General features: G+C 51.1%; 17 protein-coding genes. 15 read left to right on the top strand and 2 right to left on the bottom strand.

The annotated features are described in order from the left end of the window. Positions 1-261: 261 nt before the first annotated feature. The 15 genes from NP589_RS01550 (at position 262) to NP589_RS01480 (ending at position 13,526) form a co-directional block, all read left to right on the top strand. Positions 262-741, top strand: coding sequence for a hypothetical protein (locus NP589_RS01550; protein WP_256605366.1), 480 nt, complete (start codon positions 262-264; stop codon positions 739-741). A 424-nt stretch (positions 742-1,165) separates the two neighbouring features. Then, positions 1,166-1,399, top strand: a complete 234-nt coding sequence (locus NP589_RS01545) for a DUF3047 domain-containing protein (protein ID WP_256605364.1) — start codon at positions 1,166-1,168, stop codon at positions 1,397-1,399. A 160-nt stretch (positions 1,400-1,559) separates the two neighbouring features. Continuing rightward, positions 1,560-4,325 (top strand): type I restriction endonuclease subunit R, encoded by a 2,766-nt coding sequence (locus tag NP589_RS01540; RefSeq protein WP_256605362.1) that lies wholly within the window; start codon positions 1,560-1,562, stop codon positions 4,323-4,325. 44 nt (positions 4,326-4,369) lie between these two features. Continuing rightward, on the top strand, positions 4,370-4,600 hold the full coding sequence (locus NP589_RS01535; RefSeq protein ID WP_256605361.1) for a hypothetical protein: 231 nt from the start codon (positions 4,370-4,372) through the stop codon (positions 4,598-4,600). Next, entirely contained in the window at positions 4,597-5,001 is a 405-nt protein-coding gene (locus tag NP589_RS01530) for a type II toxin-antitoxin system VapC family toxin (RefSeq protein WP_256605360.1), read from the top strand. Before NP589_RS01535 ends, NP589_RS01530 begins: the two co-directional genes overlap by 4 nt. A 217-nt stretch (positions 5,002-5,218) precedes the next feature. Continuing rightward, the gene (locus tag NP589_RS01525; protein WP_256605359.1) at positions 5,219-5,605 is read left to right on the top strand and encodes an endonuclease domain-containing protein; all 387 of its coding nucleotides are present in this window, start codon (positions 5,219-5,221) and stop codon (positions 5,603-5,605) included. 265 nt (positions 5,606-5,870) lie between these two features. Next, complete coding sequence (locus tag NP589_RS01520; protein WP_256605358.1) at positions 5,871-7,535, top strand: restriction endonuclease subunit S; 1,665 nt, start codon at positions 5,871-5,873, stop codon at positions 7,533-7,535. Beyond that, on the top strand, positions 7,532-8,551 hold the full coding sequence (locus tag NP589_RS01515) for a PDDEXK nuclease domain-containing protein (RefSeq protein ID WP_256605357.1): 1,020 nt from the start codon (positions 7,532-7,534) through the stop codon (positions 8,549-8,551). Before NP589_RS01520 ends, NP589_RS01515 begins: the two co-directional genes overlap by 4 nt. Then, a complete protein-coding gene (locus NP589_RS01510) occupies positions 8,548-10,023 on the top strand; it encodes a class I SAM-dependent DNA methyltransferase (protein WP_256605356.1) in 1,476 nt (491 codons plus the stop codon). Before NP589_RS01515 ends, NP589_RS01510 begins: the two co-directional genes overlap by 4 nt. Positions 10,024-10,068: 45 nt before the next feature. Beyond that, positions 10,069-10,752, top strand: coding sequence for a TIGR04283 family arsenosugar biosynthesis glycosyltransferase (locus NP589_RS01505; RefSeq protein WP_256605355.1), 684 nt, complete (start codon positions 10,069-10,071; stop codon positions 10,750-10,752). Then, positions 10,752-11,543 (top strand): sterol desaturase family protein, encoded by a 792-nt coding sequence (locus NP589_RS01500; RefSeq protein ID WP_256605354.1) that lies wholly within the window; start codon positions 10,752-10,754, stop codon positions 11,541-11,543. The genes NP589_RS01505 and NP589_RS01500 overlap by 1 nt, the downstream gene beginning before the upstream one ends. 211 nt (positions 11,544-11,754) lie before the next feature. After that, a complete protein-coding gene (locus NP589_RS01495) occupies positions 11,755-11,931 on the top strand; it encodes a hypothetical protein (protein ID WP_197492556.1) in 177 nt (58 codons plus the stop codon). A gap of 157 nt (positions 11,932-12,088) precedes the next feature. Then, positions 12,089-12,364 (top strand): DUF5710 domain-containing protein, encoded by a 276-nt coding sequence (locus tag NP589_RS01490; RefSeq protein ID WP_256605353.1) that lies wholly within the window; start codon positions 12,089-12,091, stop codon positions 12,362-12,364. A gap of 25 nt (positions 12,365-12,389) precedes the next feature. Further along, complete coding sequence (locus tag NP589_RS01485) at positions 12,390-12,893, top strand: M48 metallopeptidase family protein (protein ID WP_256605352.1); 504 nt, start codon at positions 12,390-12,392, stop codon at positions 12,891-12,893. A gap of 165 nt (positions 12,894-13,058) precedes the next feature. Further along, complete coding sequence (locus NP589_RS01480; RefSeq protein ID WP_256605351.1) at positions 13,059-13,526, top strand: CBS domain-containing protein; 468 nt, start codon at positions 13,059-13,061, stop codon at positions 13,524-13,526. Positions 13,527-13,579: 53 nt separating this feature from the next. On the opposite strand, the gene NP589_RS01475 is transcribed toward NP589_RS01480, so the two are convergent. Then, positions 13,580-13,945 (bottom strand): Rieske (2Fe-2S) protein, encoded by a 366-nt coding sequence (locus NP589_RS01475; protein WP_256605350.1) that lies wholly within the window; start codon positions 13,943-13,945, stop codon positions 13,580-13,582. Positions 13,946-14,447: 502 nt separating this feature from the next. Further along, complete coding sequence (locus NP589_RS01470; protein ID WP_256605348.1) at positions 14,448-15,527, bottom strand: AI-2E family transporter; 1,080 nt, start codon at positions 15,525-15,527, stop codon at positions 14,448-14,450. Positions 15,528-15,592: the final 65 nt, after the last annotated feature.

Raw genomic sequence — 15,592 nt, 5'->3', positions numbered from 1 at the left:
GAGCTGCTTCAGGCCTTGGCACCGTGCCGTGTACACAGCGTGTCAAGCCTAGTTCAAAGTGGCTTTTTATGGAAATTGTACGTTGCGGCCTGGCTAAGTCTATCAAAGGCAAGATGATCGTGTCTGCGAATGATATTCCGGCAATGCGAGAGGTGTTTCAAGGCCTGGTTATCGAGTCTATTGACATCGATTATACAGTTGGCGGAAGCGGCCGAAGAAAGTCGGCATGCGAGCTGATAATTAGGAATTTTTAACCGTTTATTGCGCGTCCTGAATTCAAGGCAAATATGCGTTTATTCCCCGTCCGGAATTCAAACGCTTTTTGTCCGGAATTCAAACGCGCTTTACTCTTGGAATCCGGATGTACTGAGTTATGTTAGCACTGCAATCGCCAATCCGCCCTGGGATAGTAGTTTCATTAGCGACGGTAATGCCGGCGCCGGTGTTATCGATTACGTTTTTCTTGGTAAGAGTGTAGGAAATGCTGGTACTGGTTTTGCCTTGGCGTCCTTCACTTTCAACGTGGTGGGTAACCAAGGTGAATCCAGTGCACTGAGTTTGAGCATTGATCCCTTCAATTCCGGCTTCGTCAGTCCGGGTGCGTTGCTGATCAATACCAGCTTCATCGGCAGTCAAGTTCAGGTTGTACCAGTTCCGGCCGCCGTCTGGATGTTTGCTACAGGCTTGGCTGGGCTGATGGGCTCCAGCAATCTGCGCAAGAAACACGGTTTAACCGTATAAATCTATTTGCCCCGGCCGGCTGAGCCGGGGCATTTCCAATCATCGTTCCTCGACTAACCGCAAGACTTGCGGTTTTCATCATGGCGGAGTAGTCGCCAACTAAGGCAGTAAAATCACACTGCATTGATTTGCACAAACCCTTTTTTTGAGTTGGTCGTACCGGGTTGTGTATCCCTTGCTCGGCATGAATGAATCAGGCAAGGCCGGAGACGATTACGCAGCGCGGTTTTACAGGATATTAAAAGGCGGTTTGGCATTTTTGATTATTACCCCTTTCATTACCGTCGCCCCCGCGCTGGCGGGAGCCCAGTTTTCATGCTGGATTTGCTAAGCGGATGGCGGCTCCCGCTCTTGGGGAATGACTGCCGCCGGTTAATTGAAAGGCGGGTCGATAATTACCCCTTAGTAGGTGAAGCCGCCAAGTATGCATCTGGCACAAAGCCTTTGCCGGCGATCACGCGATGATGTTAGCCCGCGCGATCCGGAAGCGTCATTGAATGTCTGGCTCAAGGAAAAACGTAACGGCAGAGCCGACTTGCCAAAACTATTCGGCGACGACATCAGCTACATCGACGCGGTAGCGCTGATGGCCGACGCTGACAACAGCGGCGGTCAGGCTTCGGCATATTACGGCGACATTTGGTTCTCTAAAGACTAAAAAACAGAGAAAGTATTCAACTATCTCATTCGCTAGCGTTCATCGATCGCCAAAACATATTTTCTAAGTTGTCTATTGTCTGATTATACTTGGCGCCATTGAAAAGAATCGGCTGCGATCCCCGGCCTTTTTGCCTGGCGAAGTAAAACAAAGGACTGCCATGACTCTCAACCAAAACCCAGAACAACTGGCCCGGGACAACATCGACAAGTTGTTGCTGCAAGCGGGTTGGATCATCCAGAACAAAAAGCAGATCAATCTGCATAGCGGCCCAGGTCAAGCGGTCAGGGAATACCAAACCGACACCGGCCCTGCCGACTACATTCTGTTTGTCGGCGGTAAAGCGGTCGGCGTGATTGAAGCCAAAGCCGAACAGCACGGCCATAAACTCACCAGCGTTGAAGAGCAAACCGCCGAATACGCCACAGCTAAACTCAAGTGGGTCAATAATAGCGAGCCATTGCCGTTTCTATACGAAAGCACGGGTGTGATAACCCGTTTTACCGATACTCGCGATCCCAAGCCGCGTTCCCGCGAAGTGTTCAGCTTTCATCACCCGGAAACCTTGCAGGAATGGCTGGAACAAGGCAGCTCATTGCGCAGCCGCTTACAAAGCTTTCCGAAGCTCGACCCAACCGGCTTGCGCGCTTGCCAGGAAATCGCCATCAACAATCTGGAAGACTCGTTCAAACACAACCGCCCGCGCGCCTTGATCCAAATGGCCACTGGTTCCGGTAAAACCTACACGGCCATCACCGCCATGTATCGCTTGCTGAAATTTACCGACGCCAAACGTATCCTGTTTCTGGTCGATACCCGCAATTTGGGCGAACAGGCCGAGCAGGAGTTGATGAGCTACTCGCCCGCCGACGATAACCGCAAGTTTACCGAACTCTATAGCGTGCAGCGCCTGCAGTCGTCCTACGTCGCCAAAGACAGCCAGGTGTGCATCAGTACCATTCAGCGCCTGTATTCCATCCTCAAAGGCGAAGAACTCGACAGCAGCCTGGAAGACGTCAATCCCGCAGAACTGCTGACCAAACCCAAACAACCGATGCCGGTGGTCTACAACGCCAAAGTGCCGCTGGAGTTTTTCGACTTTATCTTCATCGACGAATGCCACCGCTCGATTTACAACCTGTGGCAACAGGTGCTGGATTATTTCGACGCCTTTCTGATCGGCCTCACCGCCACCCCGGATAACCGCACTTACGGCTTTTTCAAGAAAAACGTGGTCAGCGAATACACCCACGAAAAAGCCGTGGCGGATGGCGTTAATGTCGGTAACGAAACCTATGTGATCGAAACTCAAATTACTCAAGCCGGCGGCAACATCCCGGCCAAGCTGCAAATTCAAAAACGCGAGAAACTCACCCGCAAAAAGCGCTGGGAGCAGCAAGACCAGGACGAAATCTATACCAGCAAAGAGCTGGATAACAGCGTGGTCAACCCCGACCAAATCCGCACCGTGATTCGCGCCTATCAGCAAAACTGGCCCGGCATGTTTCCCGGTCGAAAAGAAGTACCCAAAACCCTGATCTTCGCCAAAACCGACAGCCACGCCGACGACATTATCCAGACTGTGCGCGAAGAGTTCGACGAAGGCAACGCCTTCTGCAAAAAAGTCACCTACAAAGCCGACGAAGACCCCAAATCGACGCTGGCCGATTTCCGCAACGCCTATTACCCGCGCATCGCCGTCACCGTGGACATGATCGCCACCGGCACCGACGTTAAACCGCTGGAATGCCTGCTGTTCATGCGCGACGTGCGCAGCCGCAACTACTTCGAGCAAATGAAAGGCCGTGGCACCCGCACCCTGGATTTGGACGGCCTGAAAAAAGTCACACCGTCCGCCGTCAGCGCCAAAACCCATTACGTGATTGTCGATGCCGTCGGCGTCACCACCTCGTTAAAAACCGCCAGCCAACCCTTAATTACCAAACCGACCGTGTCGCTTAAAGATTTGGCGATGGGCGTGATGATGGGTGCCAACGATACCGATACCATCGGCTCGTTGGCCGCGCGGCTGGCGCGTTTAAACCAGCAACTTAATTCGGCGGAACAACAAAAAATCCAAAACCTGGCCAATGGCGTTTCCCTGACCCAGCTCATCAACAACCTGTTCAACGCCATCGACGCCGATAACGTTAACCAGACCGCCTGCCGACTGGCCGGACTAGCTGCCGATGCCGAACCCAGCGAACAACACTACCAGCAAGCCCAGGCGCAACTGGTCAAAGATGCCGCCAAAGCGTTGAACGGCGAACTGATTAACCTGCTGGACAGCATCCGCCGCGACAAGGAACAGACCATCGATCACCTTAATCTGGACCAACTCAAATTTACCGGATGGTCCGCCGATGCTCAGGCCAATGCGCAAAATCTGGCGCAGGAATTTGCCGACACCCTGGCCAGCTACAAGGACCAGATCGAAGCGCTCAGCATCTTTTACGACCAGCCGCAGCGCCGCCGCGACATTACCTACGCCATGCTGCAACAGGTATTGGATATCCTCAAAACCGACAAACCCAAACTGGCCCCGCTGCACGTCTGGCACGCCTACAGCCAACTGGATAACTATCAAGGCAAACAACCGCTCAGCGAACTGACCGCCCTGATCGGCTTGATCCGCCGCGTTTGCGGCATCGATAGCCGGCTGACCGATTACGACAGCAGCGTGCGCCGCAACTTCCAAACCTGGATCATGCGCCACCATGCCGGTAACCCGGACAAATTCACGGAAGAGCAAATGGCTTGGCTGCAAATGATCCGAGACCACATCGCCACCTCCTACCACATTGAACGCGACGACCTGGAACTGGCACCGTTCGACGGCCAAGGCGGCTTGGGCAAGATGTATCAATTGTTTGGTACGGAAATGGATACGGTATTGGATGAATTGAATGAGGCGCTGGTGGCGTGAGTTTGCTACAATCCACATAGCGCAAATACATGTGGAGTAGTTATATGACCCAGTTACACTGCTATGTTCCAGAAAACATTGCCGAACAATTGCAACAGCGCGCCAACCAAGCGGGCTTAAGTATGTCGCGGTATTTAGCCGAACTGATTAAGCGTGATGTCGCAATAGATACCGCATGGACAGAAGCCTACTTTGATAACTTAGGCACCTGGGAAGGCGAACGATTGCAGCGTCCAGAGCAATTGCCCTTAGAAGAACGGTTAGTATTGAAATGATTTACTTGCTTGATACCAATGCCTGTATTCAACTTCTCAACGACAAACATCCCGTAATCTTGCAACATTTTCGCCGACATTCCCCGGTTGAAATCGCCTTATGTAGCATCGTTAAAGCCGAATTATTGTTTGGCGCCTATCGTAGTGGTCGGGTTGAAGCCAATTGCCAGCGCTTAAAAATATTTTTTGAACCGCTGCAAAGCTTGATGTTTGATGATGTCTGCGCCGACCATTACGCCAGAATTCGTGCCGATCTACAGGCACAAGGTAAATTAATTGGTGGTAATGATATGTTAATCGCTGCGACTGCTCGAGCACACAATGCTACGTTGGTGACGCATAACACGGCGGAATTTAATCGGGTAGTGGGATTGCGTTTGGAAGATTGGGAGCTTGAGTAATTAGCATGGATAGCCGAATAAGGGAATTGCCAAAAGGCTGGCCCATAACCGATGGATTAATTGAATCAGGCGTTGGCGACGTGATTTTTATCCCCCTTTTTAAAATAGACGACAGCAAGGATTCAGGAGGTAGGGTAACGCAGGGAGCAGTTACCACGGGTTAAGGGAGATTTTTCAAATAAATCCCCCTCGATCCCCCTTTTTCAAAGGGGGAAGAGTGAATGAGGCACATATGGAAGATTACCGCAAAGACCTAAAACAACCGGCCCGCACCCTTAGAACCAACATGACCGACGCCGAGCAACTAATCTGGTATCGTCTGCGCCGCAAGCAAATGCATGGTGTCCAGTTTTACCGGCAAAAACCCCTGCTGTCGTTTATCGTTGATTTTTATTGCCCAGCCGCCAAACTGGTAATTGAACTGGACGGCGGTCAGCATTTCGAACCCGAGCATCAAGCCAAGGACGCCAGCCGGGACCAGGCTTTGGCTGCACTGGGTTTGCGCGTATTGCGTTTTGATAATCGGCAGGTATTGCTGGAAACCGAGGCCGTGTTGGCGGTGATTGAGGAAGCGGTGAGGATTGGATTGGGAAATCCCCCCTAGCCCCCTTTATGCCCTCCGGGTACTTTTTCAAAGGGGGGAATGGCTGAGCGAACGGTAGGGATATTACCCACGCCATTCCGACCAAGCCTCTGCCTTTGAAAAGGGCAAGGCCTTTCTTCCCCCTTTGAAAATGGCTGCATCCTGCCTCCCCCTTTGAAAAAGGGGGATCGAGGGGGATTTTATAAATAAACTTCTACCGCCCTGCATTTTGAGCAATGGCGGGTAATGAATTGGATGAGGCGTTGGCTGCTTAAAATTGAATAATATGAACTTATCGGATAAATCTTTCAAAATTCCTGAATCATGGATTGAGGTTGAGCTAGCTGACATTGGCAAAATTGTTTCCGGTGGTACACCCTCTACCAAGGAAACAGCGTATTGGGGCGGTAGTGTTAGTTGGATTTCCCCAGCCGATCTCACAGGATATTGTAGTAAATACATTTCCGAAGGAAATAAATCAATTACAGAAGAAGGGCTAAAAAATAGTTCAGCGACGATAATGCCTGCGGGTAGTATTCACTTTTCTTCAAGGGCGCCAATTGGTTATGTCGTAATAAGTTCCTGTGATATGACAACCAATCAAGGGTTCAAAAGCCTTGTTCCCGCCAACGGCGTTTTCAATGAATATGTTTATTACTATTTTAAAGGTGCAAAACAATTAGCCGAATCAAAAGCAACCGGGACAACGTTTAAGGAGATTTCTGGAGCGGCATTCAGTAAATTACCAATTCCAATCCCTCCAACTAACGAACAACACCGCATCGTCGCTAAAATCGAAGCCTTGTTTTCCGAGCTGGACAAAGGCGTCGAAAGCTTTAAAACCGCCCGCGAGCAACTGAAAATCTACCGGCAAGCGCTGCTAAAACATGCCTTTTCCGGCAAGCTCACCGAGCAATGGCGGGCGGAAAACCAAAATAAATTGGAAAGCGCCGAAGCCTTGCTGCAACGTATCCAAACCGAACGCCAGCAACGCTATCAGCAGCAGCTTAAAGAGTGGGAGCAATCAAAATCCCCCCCAACCCCCCTTTTACAAAGGGGGGAGCAGGCAGAAAACCCGGAAGCTTCCGCCACCACCATCACCAACCCAGTCCCCTCCTTTGAAAAAAGCGCACAAACAGTTCCCCCCTTTGAAAAAGGGGGGTTAGGGGGGATTTCCAAACCCAAGCCCCCAAAAACCCTGCCGCCGTTGACGGCTGAGGAATTGGCCGAGTTGCCGGAATTGCCAAATGGTTGGAGTTATTTTAAGGTTGCTGAAATGTGCGATGTCGTTCGTGGTGGCTCCCCTAGACCGGCTGGTGATCCAAAATTTTATGGCGGAAATATCCCCTTTTTAAAAGTTGCAGACCTAACGAATACAGCTTCGCCTTACCTGAGTAGTTTCAATTTTACGATTACTGAAGCAGGCTTATCAAAAACTAGGAGAATAGACCCTAATACGCTTTTACTGTCTAACAGTGGTGCGACACTCGGTGTACCAAAAATATGTCTTATCTCTGCAACCATGAATGATGGAGTAGCTGCATTTTTAGGGTTGGCCCCAGAATCTTTGTTGTACCACTATTATTTTTGGCAAAGTAAAACTGAGTATCTGCGCAATATAGATCAGGGAGCTGCACAACCAAACTTAAATACTGACTTAATTAAAGAAACTATCATCCCGTTATGTTCAGCATTAGAACAAATGGTAGTTATTGAAAAATTAGAAGCCGTATTTTCAGCACTTGACCAACTCGACCAAACCATAACCACCGCCCTGCAACAAGCCGAAGCCCTACGCCAATCCATCCTGAAAAAAGCCTTCTCCGGCCAGTTAGTCCCGCAAGACCCGAACGACGAGCCGGCCAGCGTGTTGTTGGAACGGATCAAGGCGGAGCGGGCTGCGCTATCGGCGCAACCTAAAGCGCTCAAAGCCAAACGGAGCAAGCCATGACGCCTTTGTTTATCGAGATACGGCAGCTCATTGTTGAGGCGCGCAGTCGTGTGGCCGTAACGGTCAATGCGGAATTAACTCTGCTTTATTGGCAAATCGGTTCCCGCATCAACACGGAAATTTTGCAAGGGCAGCGGGCGGAATATGGCAAACAGATTGTCGCGACTTTGGCGCAGCAATTAACCGATGAATACGGCAAAGGCTGGGGAGTGCGACATTTGCGGGATTGTTTGCGATTCGCCGAGGCGTTTCCTGACGAACAAATTGTGCACACGCTGTGTGCCGAATTGAGCTGGTCGCATTTGCGGTTGCTGGCGGGTGTTGACGATGCGCTCAAACGAGAATTTTACATTGAGGTGGGGCGTCAGGAACGCTGGAGTGTTCGCCAGTTGCAGGAGCGCATGGGGTCGATGCTATTTGAGCGTACCGCCATCTCCAAAAAGCCGGAGCAAACCATTGCGCAAGAACTGAACAAGCTACGACAAGAAGGCCAGGTGTCGGCGGACATGGCTTTTCGAGATCCTTATGTGCTGGATTTCTTGGGGCTAGCCGACAGTTACTCGGAAAAAGATTTGGAGTCTTCCATTCTTGCCGAATTGCAACGTTTTATCATTGAACTGGGGAATGACTTTGCCTTTATGGCGCGGCAAAAGCGCATCACTATCGATAATCGGGATTATCGTATCGACTTGTTATTTTTTCATCGGCGCCTGAAATGTCTGGTGGCGATTGATCTGAAGATTGGCGAGTTCGAGGCGGCCTTCAAAGGCCAGATGGAATTGTACCTTCGCTATCTGGAAAAGTATGAGCAGATGGAAGGTGAGAATTCGCCTATCGGTTTGATCCTGTGTACGGGTAAAAACGATGAGCATGTCGAATTGATGCGATTGGATCAAAGCAATATTCGGGTTGCGGAGTATTTAACCGTGCTACCGCCACGCGAAACATTACAGGCCAAGTTGCACCAATCAATTTTGATTGCTCGCCAACGATTAATGAATAAGGAAGAAGAGTGAACGCCGAATCCATCGTTTCCAAAGTCTGGAGTTTTTGCACCACCCTGCGCGATGACGGCGTGGGTTATGGCGATTATCTGGAGCAACTGACTTATCTGATCTTTTTGAAAATGGCCGACGAATACAGTCGGCCGCCGCATAACCGCGATGTCGGCATTCCCGCCGAATACAACTGGCAAAGCCTGAAAGCCAAAAAAGGCGCGGCGCTGGAAGGCCATTACGTGGTGCTATTGCGCGAGTTGGGCAATAAGCCGGGCATGTTGGGACAGATCTTTACCAAGGCGCAAAACAAAATCCAAGACCCGGCCAAGTTGTCGCGGCTGATCGATATGGTCAACGACACCGATTGGGTGGTGATGGGCGCGGATACCAAAGGCACCATCTACGAGGGTTTGCTGGAGAAGAACGCCGAGGATACCAAGTCTGGCGCCGGGCAATACTTTACGCCACGGGCCTTGATCAAGGCGATGGTGGAATGTGTGCGGACGGAACCGGGTAAGTCGATTGCCGACCCGGCTTGCGGCACCGGCGGTTTCTTTTTGGCGGCCTATGACTTTTTGAAAGCCAATTACCCGCTGGATAAAAAGCAGTTGGCGTTTTTAAAACACGAAACCTTTTACGGTAACGAAATCGTCGCCAATACCCGCCGCATGTGCTTGATGAATATGTTTTTGCATAACATCGGCGAGATCGACGGCAATAGCGCCATTTCATCCAACGATGCTTTGGTAGCGCCACCGGCTGAAACTGTCGATTACGTGCTGGCCAATCCGCCGTTCGGCAAGAAAAGCAGCATGACCTTTACCAACGAGGAAGGCGAGCAGGAAAAGGATGATCTGACCTATAACCGCCAGGATTTTTGGGCGACGACATCGAACAAGCAGCTGAATTTTGTGCAACATATTCGCAGCCTGCTGAAAATCAGCGGTCGTGCGGCGGTGGTGGTGCCGGATAACGTGTTATTTGAAGGCGGTGCCGGTGAAATCGTGCGCAAAAAGCTGATGCAGAATACCGATCTGCATACCATCCTGCGCTTGCCGACCGGGATATTTTACGCCAACGGCGTTAAGGCGAACGTGCTGTTCTTTGATAACCGTGAAGCCAGCCCCAACCCGTGGACCAAGGAAATATGGTATTACGATTACCGCACCAACATCCACCACACCCTGAAAAAGAAGCCGCTGCGGTTTGAGGATTTACAGGATTTTATCGCCTGCTACAACCCGAGCAATCGTCACCAACGCCACGAAACCTGGCACGAACAAACCAACCCGGAAGGCCGTTGGCGCAAGTTTAGTTATGAGCAAATTCTGGCGCGGGATAAGACGAGTCTGGATATTTTCTGGCTGAAGGATAAATCATTGGCCGACCTGGATAACCTGCCGGAGCCGGATGACATCGCCGCCGAGATTATCGAAAACGTGGAAGCGGGGCTGGCTTGTTTTCGAGAGATTGCCGGGGTGTTGGGTTAAATGCAAATCGCACCAAGGCTATAAGGCTTTAGGCGAAATCACTCCATGAAACCGCAAATCAGCATCATCATCCCGGTGATAAACGAGGCGGCGCAGCTTGCCGACAAGTTGCAAGCCATGCGGGCGCTGAGATCGCGATGCGAATTACTGTTGGTCGACGGCGGCAGTAACGATGCTGGTCCCACTGTTGCCGCGCCTTTGGTCGATCAGATTTTGCTCAGTCCGCGCGGCAGGGCCAGGCAAATGAATTTGGGTGCGCGACATGCGCAAGCGGAGGTGTTGTTGTTTCTGCATGCCGACACCCATCTGCCGGATCAAGCCATCGATTTGATTTTGTCAGCGGTAGAGCAGGGCGCGGTTTGGGGGCGTTTTGATGTGCAATTTGATAGCCGCCAAGCTATTTTCAAGGTGATTGCCGGCATGATGAACGCGCGCTCCCGGCTGACCGGTATCGCCACCGGCGATCAGGCCATTTTCATCACCCGTCAGGTATTTCAGGCCGTGGGCGGTTTTCCGGAGATTGCCTTGATGGAAGATATTGCTATCAGCGCCGCACTGAAAAAAATGGGCAAACCTTGCTGTCTGAAGGCTAAGGTCGTGGCTTCCGCACGGCGTTGGCAACATCACGGTATCCTGAGAACGATTTTATTGATGTGGTGCTTGCGGCTGCGGTATTTTTTCGGGGCCCATCCGGATGAGTTGGCGGCGCGGTATTATCGGAGGCAGTGATGGAAGCAATGGTGCGCTTGGGCGTGTTTTTGGGGATATTCGTGTTAATGGCGGCTTGGGAGGGGTTTCGACCCAAACGCCAATTAAGTGTGGAGCGGCGCCGACGCTGGCCGGTCAACCTGGGCTTGGCGGTTCTAAATGTGGGGGTAATGCGCCTGAGTATCGGTGCGGCGGCTTGGCTGGCGGCGAACTGGGCAGCCGAGCAACATATCGGCTTATTCAATGTGATGCCGGTGCCGCGTTGGCTGTCGATAGCGCTGAGTTTGCTGCTGCTGGATCTGGCGATTTACGCCCAACACATAGCTGCCCACCGTTGGCGCTGGTTTTGGCGGTTGCACCAAGTGCATCACAGCGATATGGATTTCGATACCACGACCGCAGTGCGCTTCCATCCCTTGGAGATCATGCTGTCGATGCTTTATAAGGTCGCGCTGGTGGTTTTACTCGGTGCCGATCCTGTCGGGGTGATCGCTTTTGAGGTGATATTGAACGGTTGCGCGTTATTCAATCACGGTAATGTTGGCCTGTCGCCCGTGGTCGAGCGCGGCTTGCGCTATTTGATAGTGACACCCGATATGCACCGGATTCACCATTCTGCCTTTCAACCTGAGACCGACAGCAATTACGGCTTCTCGCTGTCGTGTTGGGATAGATTATTCAAAACCTATTGCCCGCAAGCGCGAGAAGCGCAGGCGACAATGACGATAGGTTTATCCGAGTTTCGCGAGAGTGCCGAGCTGGGTTTTGTCGGCCTATTGGTGCTGCCGTTTCGGCGTCCACGCAGTAGATAAGCCAAGTCAAACCTGCCTACAAACTGCCTTGAGTGCCACGCAATTGTTAAGGCACCTGCCGAGCCGATGAGCTTGGCGCCGTTTTAACAGCTTGCTTGGGCTTAAGCCTGAATCGCCATCGGCTTTGGTTTATTTGTTTGTTTCCTTTTGGCGATCAATCAATGCATTTTTAGTGTCATTGTTAATGAATGTAATCGGGCATATAGTCTAAATGCGTTTATTACTTCGGGAAGCGACCATGAACCGCTTACATAAAGACATATTGACCGGGCTGGTGTTCGTCACTGGTGTTATCGAATTTATTTCGGGCGATTTTATTGTTTCCTCGGCATTGTTCGCGGCGACCACTTTTGCCAGCACTATGGGTTCGAATCGCAAAAAACCGTAGGCTTTGATGTTCTTGCGGCTCGGCCGGTTCGGCCGTTGTATCGCCAAACTCACTTAGCGCCAGGTTTTCAACAGGTAAGATTGGATTATCCGCGTCGTTTGCATAAGCAATGATTTACAATATTGCGATGCAATTAATTTTGAACCGGCTGCGGTAAATGGCTGACGCGAAAACTTACCTGAACGTACCCTATGCCGAAAAGGACGCGGCGAAAGCGCTTGGCGCCAGATGGGATGCCGCTGTCAAGAAATGGTATGTCCCCGCCAATAAAGACATGGCGCTGTTTGCCAAATGGCAAACCGAGTCTGGCCCGGCGCAGTTGCCCAACGACGAGCCGGGAAAACCAAAAGCCGATACCGTGGTTGGCGGAACAACCCGGTCCAGCGATAAAAACTTTATAGCCTATGACGGCGACGAGCCGCCATGGGATTGAGCCTACCGGAGCGCGGTTTTAGCGTATGCGCCCGTTAAAATATCTGGCCGGCTATGCGCCTGCCATCACCGAGCAAGTGCATGCGCTGATCGACAGCGACAAACTGCCTGCGCTACTGCTAAAAAAATACCCGCAGCCGCATGATATAAAGACCGACAAGGCGCTTTATACCTATACGATGGATCTGAAAAATCAATTCATGCGGCAATCCAACCCGCTCAGCAAAGTCGTTTACGACGATAAAATCGATGTATTGCATCAGGCCTTGGGTTTGCATTCGGTGGTTGCGCGGGTACAGGGTGGCAATTTAAAAGCAAAAAATGAAATTCGCATCGGCGCGATCTTTAAACTTGCGCCGCCGGAGTTTTTGAAAATGATCGTCGTCCACGAGCTGGCGCATTTGCGCGAAAAACAGCACAACAAGGCTTTTTACAAATTATGCGAGTACATGGCGCCGGACTATCACCAATTGGAATTTGATATGCGGCTTTATCTGACCTATCTGGATTTGGGTGGGACGCTGTATTAAGTCTTTCACTCGCTATGGAGTAACGGTTCGCGGTCCGTTTTTCGCGCCTTAATGGCTGTGCTTATCCATAAGGCTGCGATATTTCTTAATTTTGCCTGGCTATAGTGTCACTATTGCGTCAGAATTTACTTACTTTTTTACAGACATTTTTATTGGAGAAACAACATGCGCGTAGCAGAGTTAATGACCACCAAGGTATTTACCGTAGAACCGCACGATCTGATAGATCGCGTGTTCTTTTTGATCCATTACGAAAAAATTCGCCATTTGCCAGTGGTTGAAAAAGGCAAATTGGTCGGTATCGTTTCCGACCGGGACTTATACAAAGCCCTGGGGCCAAAAAGTAATTCCAATGCGGTGGAGACCAGCAAAGACAACACCCAATTGCATGTGGTCTCGCAAAAAGTCGTGCATATCATGCATCGCGGTGTTTATACCGTTACCCCGGAAACTCCAGCGTCGGAAGCAGCGGCAATGATGGCGGAACACCGGGTTGGCGCTTTGCCGGTGGTGGAAAAAGATAAACTGGTAGGCATATTGTCCGCCACCGATATTTTAAGGGTGTTCGCCAAGTTGGAGCGCGCGCACGAAAAGCTGGAACAACAGATCAAAGAAGGCGCCGCGCACGGCTAAAACGGACTGAAATAGTTGGGGCGATGCTGGTTGTTTCGCCCCGGGCCAAGGTTTCAACTGTTTATTGTGGCTCGTTTGTCCACTAAATAGATCCAATCATCTTGTTCTTTGACCTTGAGAGCAGTCAGTTTTTTGCCCAGGCAAATTTCGCTTAAAGACTCGCCGCTGACCGGGTCGTAGCAAATGCTGTGCATGGAACACTGCAAATAGCGTCCGGATTCGTCGAAAATGTTGCTGTTCTCACAATCCAATGCCTTAGGCATATGTACGCATTGGTTTAGATAGCCGTAAACCTCTCCTTGGAAGCGGACCAAAACCGCGTTATGCGGCGTGCCGCGATAGAGCAGCTTAAACGAAAATTTGCCGAGTTCGGGAAGTTGTTGCGCGGGGCAGATAGTAAATTGGTGTTTCACCGACATGATTTTTATCCTCCGTTAGTTTCGGAAGCAAACCTCAGGCCACAAAACTTTCGGTTTAAATGACCAGCCGTCGGTGAATTAGCATTTGTCGCTAATGTTTAGCGAGCATATCCGAACCAGCGGATATTAAGACGCTGTTGCCTGTTTTTTGGTTTTATTCAATTGTGCCAGGAAATAGGTGTCGTAGTGCCAGCCGATACGGGGTGGCGGTGGTGTGCGTAAAATCATAAAGCCTCGATTTTGCTGGGGTGGTGCTGAATTAATTAAGACGTTTCTTTGGGCTGCCGGAAGGCAATTACAAGAGGAGACGGTAGGAGTACGAGGGGCAAGGTTGCAGTTTTGCTGTCATTGTCGGTCGTTTATGATCTCACTGCGGTTCGATCACGGCTTCGAATCTACCAGTAAACTGCCGACAATGAAAGCAATAACTTACTTTGGCGCTTTTCAGTCTAGTTTGGGGGCCGGCAATTCGCGTTGGTATTGCAGGTAAATAGCCGCAAAATTAGCTGTCATTCAAGCCGGTTTCGCTGCTTTGTTCTTCGTGTTCGTTTCGGATCAGCCAGTCCAGAATCAAGGCGTAACTGGTTGCCAGCAAGGTTGGGCCGATAAATACGCCGATAAAGCCAAACGCCAACAGGCCGCCGAAAATGCCGAATACGATCAACACAAACGGCAATTCCACTTCCCTGCTGATCAGAATCGGCCGCAGCCAGTTGTCGATAGTGCCGACGAACAGTAAAAACCACAGCGCTATAAAGATTGCCCAGCCGGTCTCGCCTTCCGCCAGCAACCATAAGGCAATCGGCAGCCAGATCACCGTGCCGGCAGCGGGAATGATCATCAAAAAGAAGGCGATTACGCCCAACACAAAGGCGTAAGGCACGCCGGCAATCACAAAGCCGAGGATAGAGGCCAGCGCTTGCACCAGCGCGGTGCCGAGTATGCCGTATACCACAGCGCGCAGACTGGAACGCACGATATGCAGGATGCGTTGGGTGCGCTCGCCGGCCAGACGTTCGACGCCAATCACGACATGCTGCGCGACGTGTTCGCCGTCACGATAGAAAAAAAACAGCACCAAAATAGCCAGACCCATATGCATCAGTTCGCCGGCTAGACCAATCCCCTGTTGCAGCACCCAGCTACTGGCGCCCAAGGCGTATTGCCGGGCCAGATTGACGAGCCGGCTGGAGTCTTCGCCGACACTTTGCCAGGCAGCGACGGCGTTGTCGCCGACTACCGGCAACGATTGTAACCAAGCCGGAGGCTCCGGCCACACATGCCGGCTTTGATTAAGCCATTGCAGCAAGTGATTTATATCTTCGGTAAATGTCAGCGTGGCGGCTACGAACGGCGTCAGCAGCAATATGCCTATCGGCAGGACCATTGCGGTGGCCGCCCAGTTGGCGGTTAGCTTCCAATCCCGCAAACGCGCATACAGCGGCCAGGTGACGAAACACAGAATCGCCGCCCACAACAAATCGAAAATAAACGGCCTTAATACTTGGTAGCAGGCAAATAGCAGCAGGCACAAGGCGGCCAGACTGGCAATTTTTTCGTAACGGGAAATCTGGATAGGCATTATCGAGTAGGCGGCGGCTAACTGAATTGGAATCAATACCCGGAGTTTACGGCATTATCGGTTAA

It is taken from the genome of Methylomonas rosea (assembly GCF_024505055.1).
In the GTDB taxonomy this organism is placed as follows: domain Bacteria; phylum Pseudomonadota; class Gammaproteobacteria; order Methylococcales; family Methylomonadaceae; genus Methylomonas; species Methylomonas rosea.
Note: the sequence above shows the minus strand (reverse complement) of the source record. Positions and strands in the feature narration are given on the sequence as shown.

Coding starts and splice junctions, on each gene's coding strand:
- NP589_RS01545 (WP_256605364.1), top strand. CDS start 1,166: ATGCATCTGGCACAAAGCCTTTGCCGGCGATCACGCGATGATGTTAGC.
- NP589_RS01540 (WP_256605362.1), top strand. CDS start 1,560: ATGACTCTCAACCAAAACCCAGAACAACTGGCCCGGGACAACATCGAC.
- NP589_RS01535 (WP_256605361.1), top strand. CDS start 4,370: ATGACCCAGTTACACTGCTATGTTCCAGAAAACATTGCCGAACAATTG.
- NP589_RS01530 (WP_256605360.1), top strand. CDS start 4,597: ATGATTTACTTGCTTGATACCAATGCCTGTATTCAACTTCTCAACGAC.
- NP589_RS01520 (WP_256605358.1), top strand. CDS start 5,871: ATGAACTTATCGGATAAATCTTTCAAAATTCCTGAATCATGGATTGAG.
- NP589_RS01515 (WP_256605357.1), top strand. CDS start 7,532: ATGACGCCTTTGTTTATCGAGATACGGCAGCTCATTGTTGAGGCGCGC.
- NP589_RS01505 (WP_256605355.1), top strand. CDS start 10,069: ATGAAACCGCAAATCAGCATCATCATCCCGGTGATAAACGAGGCGGCG.
- NP589_RS01500 (WP_256605354.1), top strand. CDS start 10,752: ATGGAAGCAATGGTGCGCTTGGGCGTGTTTTTGGGGATATTCGTGTTA.
- NP589_RS01495 (WP_197492556.1), top strand. CDS start 11,755: ATGCGTTTATTACTTCGGGAAGCGACCATGAACCGCTTACATAAAGAC.
- NP589_RS01490 (WP_256605353.1), top strand. CDS start 12,089: ATGGCTGACGCGAAAACTTACCTGAACGTACCCTATGCCGAAAAGGAC.
- NP589_RS01485 (WP_256605352.1), top strand. CDS start 12,390: ATGCGCCCGTTAAAATATCTGGCCGGCTATGCGCCTGCCATCACCGAG.
- NP589_RS01480 (WP_256605351.1), top strand. CDS start 13,059: ATGCGCGTAGCAGAGTTAATGACCACCAAGGTATTTACCGTAGAACCG.
- NP589_RS01475 (WP_256605350.1), bottom strand. CDS start 13,945: ATGTCGGTGAAACACCAATTTACTATCTGCCCCGCGCAACAACTTCCC.
- NP589_RS01470 (WP_256605348.1), bottom strand. CDS start 15,527: ATGCCTATCCAGATTTCCCGTTACGAAAAAATTGCCAGTCTGGCCGCC.